This window comes from Curvibacter cyanobacteriorum (assembly GCF_028649475.1).
In the GTDB taxonomy this organism is placed as follows: Bacteria; Pseudomonadota; Gammaproteobacteria; order Burkholderiales; family Burkholderiaceae_C; genus Curvibacter; species Curvibacter cyanobacteriorum.
This window is the reverse complement of record NZ_JAQSIP010000011.1, coordinates 26,523-42,508: the sequence shown is the minus strand read 5'-3', so window position 1 is coordinate 42,508 and position 15,986 is coordinate 26,523. Positions and strand designations below refer to the sequence as shown.

The 15,986-nt window shown below is 67.8% G+C and carries 16 protein-coding genes; 13 read left to right on the top strand and 3 right to left on the bottom strand.

The features are described 5' to 3' along the window. Nucleotides 1-22: 22 nt before the first annotated feature. The gene (locus PSQ40_RS18785) at nt 23-736 is read right to left on the bottom strand and encodes a haloacid dehalogenase type II (protein WP_273953421.1); all 714 of its coding nucleotides are present in this window, start codon (nt 734-736) and stop codon (nt 23-25) included. A 286-nt stretch (nt 737-1,022) separates the two neighbouring features. Between PSQ40_RS18785 and PSQ40_RS18780 the strand changes: the two genes are divergently transcribed. The 4 genes from PSQ40_RS18780 to PSQ40_RS18765 all read left to right on the top strand — a co-directional run bounded on the left by PSQ40_RS18780 (nt 1,023) and on the right by PSQ40_RS18765 (nt 4,892). Next, nucleotides 1,023-1,943, top strand: coding sequence for a LysR family transcriptional regulator (locus PSQ40_RS18780; protein ID WP_273953420.1), 921 nt, complete (start codon nt 1,023-1,025; stop codon nt 1,941-1,943). 61 nt (nt 1,944-2,004) lie between these two features. Continuing rightward, nucleotides 2,005-2,451: a DUF2214 family protein gene (locus tag PSQ40_RS18775; RefSeq protein WP_273953419.1), complete on the top strand. Its 447-nt coding sequence runs from the start codon at nt 2,005-2,007 to the stop codon at nt 2,449-2,451. Between the two features lie 7 nt (nt 2,452-2,458). Next, nucleotides 2,459-3,277 carry a ChbG/HpnK family deacetylase gene (locus tag PSQ40_RS18770; RefSeq protein WP_273953418.1) on the top strand — a complete coding sequence of 273 codons (819 nt, stop codon included), beginning with the start codon at nt 2,459-2,461 and terminating at the stop codon, nt 3,275-3,277. Between the two features lie 31 nt (nt 3,278-3,308). Beyond that, complete coding sequence (locus PSQ40_RS18765) at nt 3,309-4,892, top strand: ArnT family glycosyltransferase (RefSeq protein WP_273953417.1); 1,584 nt, start codon at nt 3,309-3,311, stop codon at nt 4,890-4,892. A 140-nt stretch (nt 4,893-5,032) separates the two neighbouring features. Here PSQ40_RS18765 and PSQ40_RS18760 read toward each other — a convergent pair whose 3' ends face one another. Continuing rightward, nucleotides 5,033-6,007, bottom strand: coding sequence for a glycosyltransferase family 2 protein (locus tag PSQ40_RS18760; RefSeq protein WP_273953416.1), 975 nt, complete (start codon nt 6,005-6,007; stop codon nt 5,033-5,035). Between the two features lie 72 nt (nt 6,008-6,079). Continuing rightward, nucleotides 6,080-6,499: a PsiF family protein gene (locus PSQ40_RS18755; protein WP_273953415.1), complete on the bottom strand. Its 420-nt coding sequence runs from the start codon at nt 6,497-6,499 to the stop codon at nt 6,080-6,082. Nucleotides 6,500-6,752: 253 nt separating this feature from the next. Between PSQ40_RS18755 and argS the strand changes: the two genes are divergently transcribed. From argS to PSQ40_RS18710, 9 genes are all read left to right on the top strand, one after another. Beyond that, complete coding sequence (gene argS, locus PSQ40_RS18750) at nt 6,753-8,426, top strand: arginine--tRNA ligase (RefSeq protein ID WP_273953414.1); 1,674 nt, start codon at nt 6,753-6,755, stop codon at nt 8,424-8,426. 8 nt (nt 8,427-8,434) lie between these two features. Then, entirely contained in the window at nt 8,435-9,172 is a 738-nt protein-coding gene (locus PSQ40_RS18745) for an SPOR domain-containing protein (protein WP_273953518.1), read from the top strand. Nucleotides 9,173-9,250: 78 nt separating this feature from the next. After that, nucleotides 9,251-9,904: a thiol:disulfide interchange protein DsbA/DsbL gene (locus tag PSQ40_RS18740; protein WP_273953413.1), complete on the top strand. Its 654-nt coding sequence runs from the start codon at nt 9,251-9,253 to the stop codon at nt 9,902-9,904. Between the two features lie 113 nt (nt 9,905-10,017). Next, nucleotides 10,018-10,653 (top strand): lipopolysaccharide transport periplasmic protein LptA, encoded by a 636-nt coding sequence (gene lptA, locus PSQ40_RS18735; RefSeq protein WP_273953412.1) that lies wholly within the window; start codon nt 10,018-10,020, stop codon nt 10,651-10,653. After that, nucleotides 10,650-11,423 carry an LPS export ABC transporter ATP-binding protein gene (gene lptB, locus PSQ40_RS18730; RefSeq protein WP_273953411.1) on the top strand — a complete coding sequence of 258 codons (774 nt, stop codon included), beginning with the start codon at nt 10,650-10,652 and terminating at the stop codon, nt 11,421-11,423. The genes lptA and lptB overlap by 4 nt, the downstream gene beginning before the upstream one ends. Before the next feature lie 2 nt (nt 11,424-11,425). After that, entirely contained in the window at nt 11,426-13,009 is a 1,584-nt protein-coding gene (locus tag PSQ40_RS18725; protein WP_273953410.1) for an RNA polymerase factor sigma-54, read from the top strand. Between the two features lie 63 nt (nt 13,010-13,072). Beyond that, nucleotides 13,073-14,374, top strand: coding sequence for a THUMP domain-containing class I SAM-dependent RNA methyltransferase (locus PSQ40_RS18720; RefSeq protein ID WP_273953409.1), 1,302 nt, complete (start codon nt 13,073-13,075; stop codon nt 14,372-14,374). Between the two features lie 8 nt (nt 14,375-14,382). Then, nucleotides 14,383-14,832 (top strand): putative toxin-antitoxin system toxin component, PIN family, encoded by a 450-nt coding sequence (locus PSQ40_RS18715; protein ID WP_273953408.1) that lies wholly within the window; start codon nt 14,383-14,385, stop codon nt 14,830-14,832. 324 nt (nt 14,833-15,156) lie between these two features. Continuing rightward, nucleotides 15,157-15,975 carry a Crp/Fnr family transcriptional regulator gene (locus tag PSQ40_RS18710; protein WP_273953407.1) on the top strand — a complete coding sequence of 273 codons (819 nt, stop codon included), beginning with the start codon at nt 15,157-15,159 and terminating at the stop codon, nt 15,973-15,975. The last annotated feature ends 11 nt before the right edge of the window (nt 15,976-15,986 follow it).

Below are 15,986 nucleotides of genomic sequence, written 5' to 3'. Positions count from 1 at the left end.
ATCGGGGGCGTCTGGTGCAGCGTCAGACCGCCGGGAAGAAATCAAGCACATCGCGCAGGCTCTGGCCGGTTCGGCTGGGCGCCGGGCCCAGCGGTTCGGGGGGCAGGCCCTGGCGGTTCACCCACAGCGTGGTGTAGCCGAACCAGGTGGCGCCCAGGGCGTCCCAACCGTTGCTGCTGACAAACACCGTGTCACGGGCGGCCACGCCGCTGTGCTGCGGGCCGAGTGCGTAGCAGTCGGGGTGGGGCTTGTAGCGGCGCACCGCGTCGACGCTCATCACGTGGTCCAGCCAGGGGTCGAGGCCGGCACTGCGCACCGCCACGGCCAGCATGTCGGGGTCGCCGTTGGACAGGATGCCGGTGCGCACGCCGCGCTCCTTGAGGGCCTTGAGCACCTCGCGGGTTTCCGGAAAGGTGCTCAGCGCCCGGTATTGGTTCATGAACTGTTGTTCGCGGGCCGGTGTCAGCACCAGCTCGAGCCGTGCCGCCGCGTAGCGCAGCGCCGCCTGGGTCAGGGCCCAGAACGGCTGGTAGTGGGCGCCCTGGTCCGCTGCGCTCAGCAGGTGCGAGGCTTCGATCTGCTTGTCGCGCCAAAGGCGGCTCAGGGTCAGGCCCTGGCCCGGGTAGAGCTGCTCGGCCAGCAAGGCCACGCTGTCGACGTCAAACAGCGTGCCGTACGCGTCGAACCACACCGCTTGCGGGGCGGTGGCGGCAGTGAGGGCTCGGCGTTTGTCCATGGCTCCACTTTATTTGATACTTGTCTGTTGATTAATCCATTGTTGTGTGATTTATCTGTGACAAAAACATATGTAATTGCTGGTCGATGCGACGGAACCGGGGGCGCCCTCCACGGCGCGGCCCGCGGTGCGCGGGGTCACCGGGGCGGCGGAGTGGCTGAGTGACGTGCCCTCGCGGGGGCGGGCCGGGCTTGGGCGGTCTGGGTGGGGGCCATTTCTCCTTTTTTGTCCGTAATCAGGGTGCCTTTGGATTGAATGCTTACTTTTTTAGCCTTAATCTGCGCCCATGGACAAACTCAAGCAGATGGAGTCATTCGTCTCGGTGGCCACCCGGGGCAGCCTGACCGCGGCCGCCAATGCCGAGGGGGTGGCGCCGGCCATCATGGGGCGGCGCCTGGACGCGCTCGAAGAGCGCCTGGGCGTGAAGCTGCTGATGCGCACCACGCGACGCATCACGCTGACCCATGAGGGCAGCGCTTTTCTGGAGGACTGCCAGCGCCTGCTGGCCGACGTGGCCAATGCCGAGGCCAGTGTCAGCGCGGGGGGCGTCAAGGCCAGTGGTCATTTGCGCATCACCGCACCGGCCGGCTTTGGGCGCCGCCATGTGGCGCCCCTGGTGCCCGTGTTCCGCGAGCTGCACCCCGAGGTGACCATCTCGCTCAACCTCAGCGACCGGGTGGTCGACCTGGCGGGCGAGGGCTACGACTGCGCGGTGCGCGTGGGGGATCTGCCCGACTCGTCCCTGGTCAGCGTGCGCCTGGCCGACAACCGGCGCCTGTGTGTGGCCACGCCGGGGTACCTGCAACGCCACGGCATCCCGCGCCACCCCTCGGAGTTGTCGCGTTTTGACTGCCTGACCTTGTCCAGCGATGCGTCGCAGACCCGGGGCTGGGCCTTTCGCCTGCCCAAGGACGACGGGCACGAGCTGATCCACCTGAAACCCGGTGGCCCGCTCGACTGCTCGGACGGTCAGGTGCTGCATGGCTGGTGCCTGGCGGGCTATGGCATCGCCTGGCGCAGCACCTGGGAGGTGGAGGCGGAAATCGCCGAGGGCCGGCTCTGCACGGTGCTCGATGACTTCGCGGCGCCGCCCAATGGCATCTACGCCGTGTTCCCCCAGCGCAAGCACTTGCCCCTGCGCGTGCGCCTGTGGATTGATTTCCTCAAGCACAATTACGGCCAGCCCGGTTTTTGGAAGGCCTCCTGAGCCCTTCCCTGGTCCCTTTGGACCAGATCTGATCCTTTCACCGGGCGCGAAAGACCGTCCGATGACCCTCGAAGCCCTGTTGGCCAGCCTGCACCTGCTGGCCATGTTGACCCTGGTGGTGTTCCTCACCAGCCAGGCTGCCCTGTGCCGCGCCGAGTGGCTCAATGCGGCGGTGCTCGAGCGCCTGCCGCGCCTGCATTTGATCTACGGCCTGGCCGCTCTGCTGGTGCTGGTCACCGGCGCGGTCCGGGTGTTCTGGGGCATCAAGGGCCTGTCCTGGTACGCGAGTCAGCCCCTGTTGCACCTCAAGATCACGCTGTTCGTGCTGATGGCCGGGATGGCCTTGCCCACGGGGCGCGCGTTTCGCCTCTGGCGCGAGACCTGCCGGGCCACCGGGGCCTTGCCCGACGCGGCCGAGCTGCGCCGGGTGCGCCGCTGGGTGATGTGGCAGGCGCACCTGTTGCCGGTGATCCCGGTCATCGCGGTGTTCTGGGCCCGGGGTTGGTGAGTCGGGCATGAGCAAGTCTTTGGTGTTGTGCGCGGACGACTACGCGCTGCACGGGGGGGTGTCGGAGGGCATCCTGTCCCTGATCGAGGCCGGGCGCCTGAGCGCCACCAGCGTCATGACCCTGTCGCCGCGTTGGGCCAGCGACGCCCCGGCCCTGGCCGCCTGGCGGGGGCGGGTGGATGTGGGCCTGCATGTCGACTGGACCAGCGCTTTCGCGCAGGCGGCGGGCCATGGTGGCGGGCTGGGCGCGGTGATGCGCCAGGCGGTCTGGCCGGGGCATGCCGTGGCCGCGGCCCGGGCCTGCATCGAGCAGCAGTTGCAGGCCTTCGAGGACCATTGGGGCGCGCCCCCGGACCATGTCGATGGCCACCAGCATGTGCAGCAGTTCGCTGGCATCCGCGAGGCGCTGGTGGCCGCGCTGGCCGCACGCTACCCGCGGGCCCAGCGGCCCTACCTGCGCGTGTCGCGCCCGGTGGTGGGGCAGGGCGGGCTCAAGGGCCGGGTCATGGCCGCCATGGGGGCGCAGCGTTTGCAGCGCCTGGCGCAGGCCCAGGGCATGGCCTGCTCGCCCTGGCTGTCGGGCATCGATGACTTCCGGGGCGACGTGGCCACCTACGCGGGGCGCATGGCCACCTGGCTGGCGCAGGCGCCCGAAGGCACCTTGCTGATGTGCCACCCGGCTTCGCGCGTGGCCGACGACGACGAGATCGCCGCCGCCCGGGTGCGCGAATGGACTTACCTCAGCAGCCCGGCCTTTGCCGAGGCGCTGGACCAGGCCGGTGTGCGCCTGGTCACCGGCGCGGCCCTGTACGCCCGCCCGAACTGAACCCCTTGCCAATTTGCACTAGGTCGACGCTGTGACTGAAAGACAAAAATCCTGGGCCACCCTGGCCCTGCTGTGGGCCTTGTTGTTGCTGCTGTCGGCCCTGCGCCCGATGGCGGTCCCTGATGAGGGCCGTTATGGCGAGATCGGTCGCTGGATGCTGCAAAGCGGCGACTGGCTGGTGCCGCGCCTCAATGGCATCCCTTTCTTCCACAAGCCGCCGCTGCTGCACTGGGTCAACGCCAGCCTCATGGCACTGCTGGGTGCCCATGTCTGGGTGGCCCGCCTGGGCCCGGCCCTGCACGCGGGCGCGATGCTGCTGGCGCTGTACCTGTCGGTGCGGGCCATGCCCTGGGACACCGGCGCGCGCGCCGAAGGCCTGGCCCGGCGCGCCGCGCTGATGCTGGGCAGCAGCCTGGCTTTCCTGATCGGTGGGCAGTACATCAACCACGACATGCTGGTGGCCTGCTGGATCGGCATCGCGATCTGGGCTTTTGCGGCGGCCTTCGTGGGCGCCGACGATGGGGGACGGGCCGGACGGGGGCCCTGGGTGCCCCGCCCCGGCTTGGCCCGGCTGGGCTTTGTCGCCTGTGGCCTGGGGGTGCTCAGCAAGGGCCTGATCGGCCTCGTGCTGCCGGGCCTGGTGCTGTTGGTGTGGCTGCTGTGGACCCGCCAGATGCGCAAGGTGCTGTACCTGCCCTGGCTGCGCGGGCTGCTGCTGTTTGGCCTGATCGCCGTGCCCTGGTTTGTGCTGGCCGAGCGCCGGGCGCCGGGTTTGCTGGCCTACCTGTTCGGGGACCAGCAGTTCAACCGCTACACCGCCAACACCTTCAACAATGGCCGACCCTGGTGGTTCTACCTGGCGGGCCTGTTCCTGCTGCTGTTCCCCTGGACCTTCTTTGCCCTGCAGCCGCTGGTGGCCAGGCTGCGCCGCCGCCCCGGGGCTGCCGGGCTGGCGCTGTCGCCGGGGCAGCGGGTGTGGGTGGCCCTGGCCTGGATCTGGCTCGTGGCCATCATCGGTTTCTTCTCGGTGCCGCATTCCAAGCTGATCGGTTATGCGCTGCCGGTCATGCCCGCCTTGGCCTTTTTGGCCGCGCTGGGGTTTGAGCAGGGCCTGGGGGGCTGGCGCCATGCCGAGCGCCTGTTCAAGGGCCTGCTGGTGCTGGCGGTCGGGGTGGCCCTGGCCGTCAATCTGGCCGCCACGCGCTACACCGAGCGCCACGGCACGGCCGACGTGGCGGCCGTGCTGGCCTGCCAGATCGGGCCTGGCGACACCGTGCTGGCCGTGGGCGATTTCCCTTACGACCTGCCGTTTCTGGTGCGCCTGCCGCAGCCCATGGTGGTGGTGCAGGACTGGGCCCGGGAGCGCCAGTCGGCCCGTGACAACTGGCGTCGCGAGCTGTTTGAGGGGGCCGCGTTCGATGCGCGCGCGGGCGAGCGCCTGCAAGACCCCGAGGTGCTGGAGCGGGCCGCCCAGCAGCCCGGCCAGTGGGTGATCGCCCCCAACAATGTGGCCATCCGTGATTTCGAGTCGGTGTCGCGCGGTCTGGCCTGGACCCTGTACCGCAGCGCGCCGACCCAACCCGTGTCGCCCGCGCCCGCGCACTGCAAGCGCTGACGCGCTGAAGCGCTTGGGGGCCTGGCGGTGGCCGGGCCTGCACGGGCCCGGCATGGGGCCTGGTCTGCCAGCGGGCCGGCAGGCCCGGGGGGATGTCGGCGCGCGGTGGGCGGTGGGCGCTGTCCGCGGCAGGGCTGGGCTCAGGCCAAAGGGTCGCTGGGCGGCAGTCCTTGGCCGTGGCGGCCTTTGAGCAGGTAGGTCGGGCGGCGCTTGACCTCTTCGTAGATGCGACCGATGTACTCGGCCAGCACGCCGATGGACAGGATCTGGATGCCGCTGAGCAGCATGATGCCAGCCGCCAGCGTGGCGTAGCCCGGCACGTCGATGCCGTAGATGAAGTACGACACGACCACCCACAGCCCATAGCTCAGCGAGGCCAGCGAGATCAGCCCCCCCAGCAGGGCCAGGGCCCGCAGCGGCACCGACGAGAACGCCACCAGGCCCGTCAGGGCCAGCGAGGCCGCGCCGCGCAGGCCAAAGCTGCTCTGGCCATCGGTGCGGGGCAGGGGCTCGTACTCGAGGGCCGTGCTGTTGAAGCCGACCCAGGCGTACAGGCCCTTCATGAAACGGTTGCGCTCGGGCAGGCTCTTGATGGCGGACACCACGGCCCGGTCCATCAGGCGGAAGTCGCCGGCGTTGGGCGGGATCTTGACCCGGTTGTTGTGGTTCACCAGCCAGTAAAACACCCCGGCCAGCTTGGCGTGCAGGCGGGTCTGGTCGTCGCGGGTCTTGCGCACCGCGTACACCACGTCCATGCCCTGGCGCCAGCGGGCCAGCATGTCGCTGATCAGCTCGACGGGGTGCTGGCCGTCGGAGTCCATCAGCACCACCACGTCACCGCGTGCGGCTTCCATGCCGGCGGTGAGGGCGGCTTCCTTGCCAAAGTTGCGCGACAGGTCGAGCAGCACCACTTCCGGGTGCTGGCGCGTGAGTTCAATGGCGGCGTCGGCGGTCTGGTCGCGGCTGCCGTCGTTGATGATCACCACCTCCACCTGGGGCGACAAGGCCTTCAGGGCGTTCAGCACCTGGGGCACGAAGCGCCCCAGGTTGCCGGCTTCGTTGTACGCCGGCATGACGCAGGAAATGGAGGGTTGGGAGTCGGTGCGGTCAGCCATCCCTGGATTATCGGACAGCCGGCCGATGGCCGTGGCAAAGCCCAGCCCGGCCCGGTCTGTCCCCCTGGGCGCTCAGGCCTTGGGCTTGCGCAGGCACACCTGCATGAAGGCTTTGCGCTCCGAGCCGGGCTTGCCGGTGGTCTTGAACTGGGCGCTGCATTCGCTCATCCGCGTGGTCTGCTTCTTGTCCGCCGCGGGTGGGGTGGGCGTGGCGGGGGCCGAGGCGGTGGGCGCCACGGACGGGCTGGGCCGGCTGGCCGGGGCCGCCGTGGGGGCCCCGGCAGGGGCTGGGGCGGCGGCGGTGGCTGAGGTCTTGGGGGCTGGGGCGGCGGCCGTCGGCGCATCTTTGGCCAGCAAGGGGCTGCTGTGCAGGACCAGCATCAGGCCCAAGGCCCCGAGCCAGGCCAGGGCCTGGGTGGGGCGGGAGGCCGTGGCGGGGCGTGACCGCCCTGAGGGGCGTGCAGCGACAAAGGCATGGGCAGCGTGGTGCATAGGGAACCTCCTGAGTGATGAGTGGCGAGACAGCGGGGCATGGGGACATGGGCGCATCGGGCGACGTGGAGACCGGGACTTCGCCGCCGGGCAGGCGCCGTGGGCGCGCGCCATCGGGGGCGCAGCGGCCCGCGCCCGAGTTGACGACGGATGAGCCGCTGCTGTGTTGCATTCGACGACGGAATGACGGGCTTGGGTTGGCCATGTGGCCGGGGTCTGCCACCGTTCGGGAAGCGGCCCGTAAAATCACGCCATGCTCTCTGTCAAACACGATCTGCTCGCGGCGCTGGCCGCCGAGCTCGAAAAACTCTCCCCCGGTGCCGGTGCCAAGGCGGTGTTCGAGTCGCCCAAGGTGGCGGCCCATGGCGATTTCGCCTGCACCGCGGCCATGCAACTGGCCAAGCCCCTCAAGCTCAACCCGCGCCAGGTGGCCGACACCCTGCAAGCCAACCTGATGGCCACGCCGGCCTGGGCCCAGTGGGTGGAGGCGATCGAGATCGCTGGCCCTGGCTTCATCAATGTGCGCCTCAAGCCCGCCGCCAAACAAGAGGTGGTGCGCGAGGTGCTGCAGGCTGGCGAGAAGTTCGGCTGGCAAGCGCCCCGCAACGAACGCGTGCTGGTCGAGTTCGTGTCCGCCAACCCCACCGGCCCGCTGCACGTGGGCCACGGCCGTCAGGCCGCTTTGGGCGACGCCATCTGCAACCTGTTCCAGACCCAGGGCTGGGATGTGTGGCGCGAGTTCTATTACAACGACGCGGGCGTGCAGATCCAGACCCTGGCCAACAGCACCCAGTGCCGTGCCAAGGGCCTCAAGCCCGGCGATGCCGGCTGGCCCGAGTCGGCCTACAACGGCGACTACATCGGCGACATCGCCACCGACTTCCTGGCCGGCAAGACGGTCAAGGCCGATGACCGCGAGTTCACCGGCAGCGGAGACGCGGATGACCTCGACGGCATCCGCCAGTTCGCCGTGGCCTACCTGCGCCACGAGCAAGACCTTGATTTGCAGGCCTTCCAGGTCAAGTTCGACAACTACTACCTCGAGTCCAGTCTCTACACCAGCGGCCGTGTCGAGGCCGCCGTGAACAAGCTGATCGAGGCCGGCAAGACCTACGAACAAGACGGCGCGCTGTGGCTCAGGTCCACCGACTACGGGGACGACAAAGACCGCGTGATGCGCAAGACCGACGGCACCTACACCTACTTTGTGCCGGATGTGGCTTACCACATCACCAAGTTCGAGCGCGGCTTTGGCAAGGTCGTCAACATCCAGGGCACCGACCACCACGGCACCATCGCCCGCGTGCGCGCTGGCTTGCAGGCCGCCGGTGTCGGCATCCCGCAGGGCTACCCCGACTACGTGCTGCACACCATGGTGCGCGTCATGCGTGGCGGCGAGGAGGTCAAGATCTCCAAGCGTGCCGGCAGCTATGTCACGCTGCGCGACCTGATCGAGTGGACCAGCAAGGACGCGGTGCGCTTCTTCCTGCTGTCGCGCAAGCCCGACACCGAGTACATCTTCGACATCGACCTGGCGCTGGCCCAGAACAACGACAACCCGGTGTACTACGTGCAGTACGCGCACGCCCGCATTTGCTCGGTGCTGAACGCCTGGGGCGGCGATGTGGCGTCGCTGGCCTCGGTGGACCTGTCGCCCCTGGTGGGCCCGCAGGCCCAGGCGCTGATGCTGCAGCTGGCCAAGTACCCGCAGATGCTGACCGCGGCGGCCACAGATTTTGCGCCCCATGATGTGACTTTCTACCTGCGCGAGCTCGCCTCCAGCTACCACAGCTACTACGATGCCGAACGCATCCTGGTGGACGACGAGTCCGTCAAGCTGGCGCGGCTGGCCCTGGTCGCGGCGACCGCCCGGGTGCTGCACAATGGCTTGGCGGTGCTGGGGGTTTCGGCACCGCAGAAAATGTGAACTGACGCATCATGAAAAGACAATTCGGCGGGACCTTCCTCGGTCTGGTGATCGGGGTGGTGTTGGGTTTGGGGGCGGCCTTGGCTGTGGCGGTGTACGTCACCAAGGTGCCGGTGCCGTTTCTCAACAAGGGCCAGACCCGATCGGCCGATCAGGACGCCGCCGAAGCCCGCAAAAACAAGGACTGGGACCCCAACTCGCCGCTGTACGGCAAGAACCCGGTTCGCCCCGGCGCGGCGGGCAGCGTGGGCAGCGACCCGTCGGCGGGCGATGCGTCGGCCGACAAGTCCAGCGACAAGACCGCCAAGACCGACAAGTCTTCGGACAAGGCCGCTGACAAGGCTGCGGACAAAACCGCCGACAAGGCCAGCGACAAGCCCGATGTGAAGCCCGTCACCAAGGGGTCGGACACCAAGCCGGTGTCGGCCGACCCCCTGGGCGATCTGGCGCGCGCCAAGTCGGGTTCGTCGGGTTCGGCCACGTCTGCCGCCGGCACTTCGGGCGTCGACCCCTTCGACTACTACGTGCAAGTGGGCGCTTACCGCACCAACGAAGACGCCGAAGGCCAGAAGGCCAAGCTCGCCATGATGGGCTGGGAGGCCCGGGTGACTGAGCGCGAACAGGCCGGCCGCACCGTGTTCCGGGTGCGCGTGGGGCCCTTTGGCAAGCGCGATGATGCCGACCGCATCAAAGAAAAACTGGAAGGGGCGGGCCTCGACACCACCTTGGTGCGGGTGCAGCGCTGACGCCGTGCCACGGCGCACTGAACTTTTTCGCGTCTGCCCCTTCTGACTGTGCAGACCCCCTTATTGAGAGGCTTTCTGATGAAACGTCGTGATTTTTCGCTGGCCCTGGCGGCCGGTTCCGCTGCCGCCGGTGGCCTGCTGACCGCGCTGCCGGCCCAGGCCCAGTCGGCTTTCAAGGCTGGCAAGGACTACGTGGCCCTGAGCAGCCGGGCCCCGGTGGACGCCCCGGCCGACCGGGTTGAGGTGATTGAGTTCTTCTCGTACAACTGCCCGCACTGCGCCCACTTCGAGCCCGAGCTCGAGGCCTGGCTCAAGAAGCTGCCCAAGGATGTGTCGTTCCGCCGCGTGCCGGTGCCGTTCCTGGCCGACTTCGAGCCCAAGCAGCGCCTCTACTACGCCCTCGAAGCGATGGGCAAGGTCGATGAACTGCAGATGAAGGTGTTCAACGCGCTGCACACCGAGCGCCTGAGGGTGATTGGCGACGAAGCCATCATCGACTGGGTGGTCAAGCAAGGCGTGGACAAGGCCAAGTTCGTCGAGTACTTCAAGTCTTTCTCGATCACTGGCAAGGCCACCCGCGCCAAGCAGATCGTGGACGCCTACAAGCTCGACGGCGTCCCCGCGATGGGCGTGGCCGGCCGCTACATCACCGACGGCACCATGGCGGGCAGCATGACCCGCGCGCTGCAGATCACCGACGCGCTGATCGCCGAGGCCCGCAAGAGCCGCTGAGGCCTGGTCCCTGGCCCGACGTCTGTCAAGCCCGCCTCGTGCGGGCTTTTTCTTGGGCTCAGGGGCGTTCCTGGGGCCCGGCCCGGTACAATCGTTTGCAAGAAACGTGCCTTATGAAACCAGCCATCCTCCCTTCACTGCTGCTGATCCTGGCCTGCTTGACCTCGCCCGGGGTGTGGGCTGAGCGGGCCGACCGCGGCAAGCCCATGAACATCGAGTCGGACAACCTGCGTCACGACGATCTGAAGCAGGTCAGCGTGTTCACGGGCCGGGTCATCATGACCAAGGGCACCATCGTGATCCGCGGCGCGCGGCTGGATGTGCGTCAGGACGCCGAGGGCTACCAATACGGTGTGGTGATCGCCGAGCCCGGCCAGCGGGCCTTTTATCGGCAAAAGCGCGACGGTGGTGAGGAATACATCGAAGGCGAAGGCGAGGTCATTGAATACGACGGTCGCGCCGACAACGTGAAGTTCATCAAACGCGGCGAGCTGCGCCGCTACCGAGGCAACACCCTGAACGACCAGGTGACCGGTGACGTGATCGTCTACGACAACGTGACCGACGTCTTCACGGTCGACGGTACCAAGCAGGCCCGCCATGTGGTGCCCAGCCCCGCCGCACCAGGCAACCGGGTGCGGGCGATGCTGTCGCCGCGCGGTGCCGCGGCCGAGGGCACGGCGCCGGAGGCCGGCGGTCCCGCCCCGGCGCTGCGCCCCTCCACCGGCATGGAGGGGGCCAAGCCTTGAGCACCCCAGTTGTGAACGCGGCCGACGTGCCCAGCCGCCTGGAGGCGCGCCACCTGCGCAAAGCCTATGGCAGCCGCAAGGTCGTGAAAGACGTGTCCCTGTCGGTGGACAAGGGTGAGGTGGTGGGTTTGCTGGGGCCCAACGGGGCCGGCAAGACCACCTCGTTCTACATGATCGTGGGGCTGGTGCGCTCGGACGCCGGCGAGATCCTCATGGACGGGCAGCAGGTGGGGCACATGCCCATCCACCGCCGCTCCCGCCTGGGGCTCAGCTACCTGCCTCAGGAAGCCTCCATTTTTCGCAAGCTCACGGTGGCCGAGAACGTGCAGGCCGTGCTGGAACTGCAACACGACGAAGACGGCGCCCCCCTGAGCAAATCGGCGATTGCCGAGCGCCTGGAGGCCTTGCTGCAGGATTTGCGGGTCGACCACCTGCGCGACTCGCCGGCTTTGGCGCTGTCAGGGGGCGAACGTCGCCGGGTCGAGATTGCGCGGGCGCTGGCGACCCAGCCGCGCTTCATCTTGCTGGACGAGCCCTTTGCGGGCATTGACCCGATCGCGGTGATCGAGATCCAGCGCATCGTGGGCTTCCTGAAGTCGCGCGGCATCGGTGTGCTGATCACTGACCACAACGTGCGCGAGACGCTGGGCATTTGCGACCACGCATTCATCATCAGCGATGGCCATGTGCTGGCCAAGGGCACCCCGTCCGAGATCGTGGAGAACGCCGACGTTCGGCGCGTCTACCTCGGTGAGCATTTCCGAATGTGAGCATGAAACAGGGCCTTTCCTTACGCGTTTCGCAGCATCTGGCGCTCACGCCGCAATTGCAGCAGTCCATCCGGCTGCTCCAGCTGTCCACGCTGGAGCTGAGCCAGGAAGTCGAGCAGATGCTCGACGAGAACCCGTTCCTCGAACTCAGCAGCGACGAAGCGGCCCGCGAAGAATTTGGTCTGGCCCAGGCCGATGTGCCCGCACGCGACGACGACGCGGGCTTTGACGAGCCCTCGGCCTCCGTGGTCAAGGACAGCGCTGCGCTCAGTGACAGCCCGGCCAGTGCCGAGGCCGACGCCCCTGCCAGCAGCGGCGACGACGAGCCCAGCTGGGACGGCGATGGCCAGGTTGATCTGGCCCCTGACGACAGCGAGTGGGGCAGCGATGCCCCGCCCAGCCGCAACAACCTGGGGGACGACGGCGACGTCGATGCCACCGAGCTGGCGCGCAGCCAGGAGTCGCTGCAGCAGTTTCTGCACCGCCAGGCCTTGGCCCTGCGCCTGTCTGCCGAAGACGCCGCGGCACTGCGGTTCCTGATCGAATCCCTCAACGACGACGGCTACCTCGAGGAAACCCTCGACGAACTCGCGCGCGGCCTGGCGGGCGATGACGAGGAACAGGTCGAGGAGCTGGTGCACCATTTCACCGTCGCCTTGCGCCTGCTGCAAACCCTGGAGCCAGTGGGGGTGGGCGCGCGCGACCTGCGCGAATGCCTGAGCCTGCAGTTGCGTCAGTTGCAGCACGATGAGGGTGGAATCGACGACATTGGTCCCGAAATCCTCGAAGTCGCCCTCAAGCTGTGCACGCAGCCCCTGGAGCTCGTGGCGCGCCGGGACGTCAAACGCCTGCAGCAACTGTGCGGCGAAAGCGATGAGCGCATCCGCCTGGCGCTGACCCTGCTGACCCGCCTGGAACCGAAACCAGGGCGCCGGTTTGTCGACGTCGAGCGCAACATCATCGTGCCCGACGTCATCGTCACCAAGGTGGGCCGCGGCCCGCAGGTGCGGTTTCGGGTGCAGCTCAACACCGAGGTCATGCCGCGCCTCAAGGTGCACGACATTTACGCCAGTGCCTTGCGCGCCCACAAGGGCGAGGGGCATGCGGCCTTGCAGCAGCGGCTGCAGGAGGCGCGCTGGTTCATCAAGAACATTCAGCAGCGTTTTGACACCATCTTGCGCGTATCCAACGCCATCGTGGAGCGACAAAAGAACTTCTTCGTCCATGGTGAGCTCGCCATGCGACCCCTGGTGCTGCGCGAGATCGCCGACGAACTGGGCCTGCACGAGTCGACCATCAGCCGCGTCACCACGGCCAAGTACATGGGCACGCCGTTCGGCACCTTCGAGCTGAAGTATTTCTTTGGTTCGGCGCTGGGCACCGAGACCGGGGGCAACGCCTCAAGCACCGCGGTGCGCGCCCTGATCAAGCAGTTTGTGGCCTCCGAGAGCAGCAAGAAACCCTTGTCTGACAACCAGATTTCCGAAATGCTCAAGGAGCAGGGCATCGAATGCGCGCGCCGCACCGTGGCCAAATACCGCGAGGCCTTGCGCATCGCCCCCGCCAACCTGAGAAAAGCCCTCTGAACTTGCCCGTTCCGCGGGCTGGGGCCTGCGCCCCGGTCTGTGGCCCGTGCGGGAGTGATTACCGTGAATCAATTGCAATTGTTTATGCCCTGCGCCGCCGGCGTGGAAGGCTTTTTGGCCGACGAGGTGCACCGCATCACCGGCCTGACCGGGCAGGACCTGCTCACGGGCCGGGGCGGGGTGCTGGCACGGGCGTCGTGGCGGGACGCCATGAAACTCAACCTGCACAGCCGCCTGACCCAGCGCGTGCTGGTGCAGCTGTCGCACACCCCCTACCGCAGCGAGCGTGACCTGTACGAGGCCGCCAGCGATGTGGCCTGGGAGATCTGGTTCACCACCAAACAGACCTTCAAAGTCGAGATCACGGCCCAACACAGCCCGCTGACCAGCCTCAACTTCGCCGCCTTGAAGGTCAAGGATGCGATTGCCGACCGTTTTCGGCACAAGACTGGCGTCCGCCCCGATGTGAACACCCAGTGGCCCGATGTGCGCATTTACGTGCACTTGACCACCGATACCGCCACGCTGTACATCGACACCTCAGGCGAGCCGCTGTTCAAGCGCGGCTGGCGCGAGGACAAGGGCGATGCCCCGCTGAAGGAAACCCTGGCCGCCGCCATGATCGCGGCCAGTGGCTGGGACCCGCTGGGCGACCAGCCCCTGCCGCTGTACGACCCCTGCTGCGGCAGCGGCACCATCGCCATCGAAGCCGCCCAGATGGCCTGCAGCATGGCCGCCGGGGCACAGCGCCGCTTCGCGTTTGAGAAGCTGCTGCCTTTCCAGGGCCACGTCTGGGACATCCTGCTGCAGCAGGCCCAGGCGGCCGAGCGGGCGCCCACCGTGCCGATCTTTGGCAGCGATGTGGCGTTCCGGATGGTCGACTTTGCCCAGCGCAACGCCGAGCGCGCTGGCGTGGCCCATGCCGTGCAGCTGCGCGGGGGGGACGCGTTGCAACGCATGCCGCCCTGCGACGCAGCCGGCGTGATGCTGCTCAACCCGCCTTACGGCGAACGCATCGAGGCCGCCGGGGTGGCTGGTCGCCGGGCCCAGGACCGTGGGACCCCGTTGCCGGAGCGCGGCCCGCGCCAAGGGCGCGAAACCGCTCAAACCGAAGACGGCGGTGAGTTCTTCTCGCAACTCGCCAGCCATTGGAAGAAGCACTACGCGGGCTGGCAGGCCTGGATGCTGACCCCCGACCTCAAGCTGCCCAGCCTGATGCGGCTCAAGGAGTCGCGCCGCGTACCGATGTGGAACGGTCCGATCGAATGCCGCCTGTTCCGTTTCGACATGGTGCAGGGCCGGGTGCGCGACAAGGCCCCGGCCGCTGGCGCGGGCCAGCCGCCCGCCACCCCCGACCCGGTCTGAGGCCCCGAGTGCAGGCCGCCGCCCCGACGCTCGCCGTACCGGTGATCGTGGACACCAACGTGGTGCTCGACACCTATGTGTTCGCCGACCCCACGTCGCTGCCCCTGCGCCAAGGGCTGGAGGACCAGCGCTACCGCTGGCTGGCCACCGCCCCGATGCGCGACGAACTGCAGCGCGTGTTGGGCTACCCGCAGATCGTGCGCCGACTGGCGTTTTACGAGCGCACGGCCGAGTCCGTGCTGGCGGCCTTTGACCAGTGGACGCAGGGCGTGGCGGTGGCGCCCAAGGCGCCCTGGACCTGCAAGGACCCGGACGACCAGAAGTTCATTGACCTCGCGGTCGCACACCCCGGTGTGCTGCTGAGCAAAGACCAGGCGGTGCTGTGCATGCAGCGGCGCCTGGCGACCGCTGGGGTGCGCATCCTGCGCCACCTGGCGCCCGACGCCCCAGCCGTTTGAGCCCCGTGGCGCTCGCCACGGTGATGTAATTTCAGACAGTCTTTACGCCTTGTTTGTTCGGAAGTGGGCTTTCTGAGCTCGGTTTGCGCTGCCCCTCCAACATGATCAAAGCTGATGCGGCGTTCTCGTTTGAGCAGAGCGCTCCGGTGACGGCGTCACCGGTCCTGCCGACCATGGGGGGCGGCAGGCCGCCCTTTCCAGATTGGTTTAGCCAAGGCTTTCGCATGAAACCAACGACATCCTTGTGGCGCAGCAGGCGGTTCGGTTCTTTGTCTTCAGGTCCTGTTTCGGGGGCCGCGCCTTTCTTGACCCCAGTGAGGCGGCATGTTTGAGGTCACCCAACGGGTCCATGATTTCACCTTGCAGGTCTTTTCATCGATGGGGGTCAGCACCGCGCTGGCCTACGAGACCGGCAAGCAAACCCGGGTGGTGTCGCGCAAAGCCGGTGAGCTGATCTGGCGCACCGGCGCCCCCATCACCCATTGGCACCACATCATTGACGGCATCGTGGCCGAGCAGGTCACGATGGACCAGGGCCTCAGCTACCCCCTGGCGTTGCACGGGCGCAGCAGCTCGTTTGCCAAGCACGACCTGCTGGGCGACGGCCGGGCGCAGGTGGACTACCTCGCGGTCACCGACGTCGAGTTGCTGACCTTGCCCGCCCACGCCTACTTGTCCTTGCTGCGCAACGATGTCGGTTTTTCCCAGCACCTGGTGGGCCTGCTGGCCAGCGAGATCCGGCAGCAGTCCAACCACTTGATCGTCAACAAGTGCAGCAATTCGGCCTTGCGGGTGATTGGCGGGTTGGCCTTGTGTGCCGAAGGGCTGTGCGCCACCGGGGCCGGTGCGGCGCCGCACTTCATGCGTGCCAACAGCCTGTTGCTGCCGCTGTCGCAGCAGATGATCGCGCGCCTGTGTGGCGTGTCGCGGACCTTGTTCTCCGAGTACATCGGTCAGTTGGAACGCGGCAACTGGGTGCGCTTGCAGTACCGCGGGGTGGAGTTGCAGCAGCTCGACGCCTGGCGCGGCTTGTTCGTTCGCCTGCACGGCCAGCAGGTCTGGCGGCGCAACCCCTCGGTGGTGGCGCTGCTGGGCCTGCTCAGTGACTGTGCGGAGGCCGCCAGCGGCGCCTACGCGGTCTGAGCCGCAGGGCG

Coding starts and splice junctions, on each gene's coding strand:
- PSQ40_RS18785 (WP_273953421.1), bottom strand. CDS start 736: ATGGACAAACGCCGAGCCCTCACTGCCGCCACCGCCCCGCAAGCGGTG.
- PSQ40_RS18780 (WP_273953420.1), top strand. CDS start 1,023: ATGGACAAACTCAAGCAGATGGAGTCATTCGTCTCGGTGGCCACCCGG.
- PSQ40_RS18775 (WP_273953419.1), top strand. CDS start 2,005: ATGACCCTCGAAGCCCTGTTGGCCAGCCTGCACCTGCTGGCCATGTTG.
- PSQ40_RS18770 (WP_273953418.1), top strand. CDS start 2,459: ATGAGCAAGTCTTTGGTGTTGTGCGCGGACGACTACGCGCTGCACGGG.
- PSQ40_RS18760 (WP_273953416.1), bottom strand. CDS start 6,007: ATGGCTGACCGCACCGACTCCCAACCCTCCATTTCCTGCGTCATGCCG.
- PSQ40_RS18755 (WP_273953415.1), bottom strand. CDS start 6,499: ATGCACCACGCTGCCCATGCCTTTGTCGCTGCACGCCCCTCAGGGCGG.
- argS (WP_273953414.1), top strand. CDS start 6,753: ATGCTCTCTGTCAAACACGATCTGCTCGCGGCGCTGGCCGCCGAGCTC.
- PSQ40_RS18740 (WP_273953413.1), top strand. CDS start 9,251: ATGAAACGTCGTGATTTTTCGCTGGCCCTGGCGGCCGGTTCCGCTGCC.
- lptA (WP_273953412.1), top strand. CDS start 10,018: ATGAAACCAGCCATCCTCCCTTCACTGCTGCTGATCCTGGCCTGCTTG.
- PSQ40_RS18725 (WP_273953410.1), top strand. CDS start 11,426: ATGAAACAGGGCCTTTCCTTACGCGTTTCGCAGCATCTGGCGCTCACG.
- PSQ40_RS18710 (WP_273953407.1), top strand. CDS start 15,157: ATGTTTGAGGTCACCCAACGGGTCCATGATTTCACCTTGCAGGTCTTT.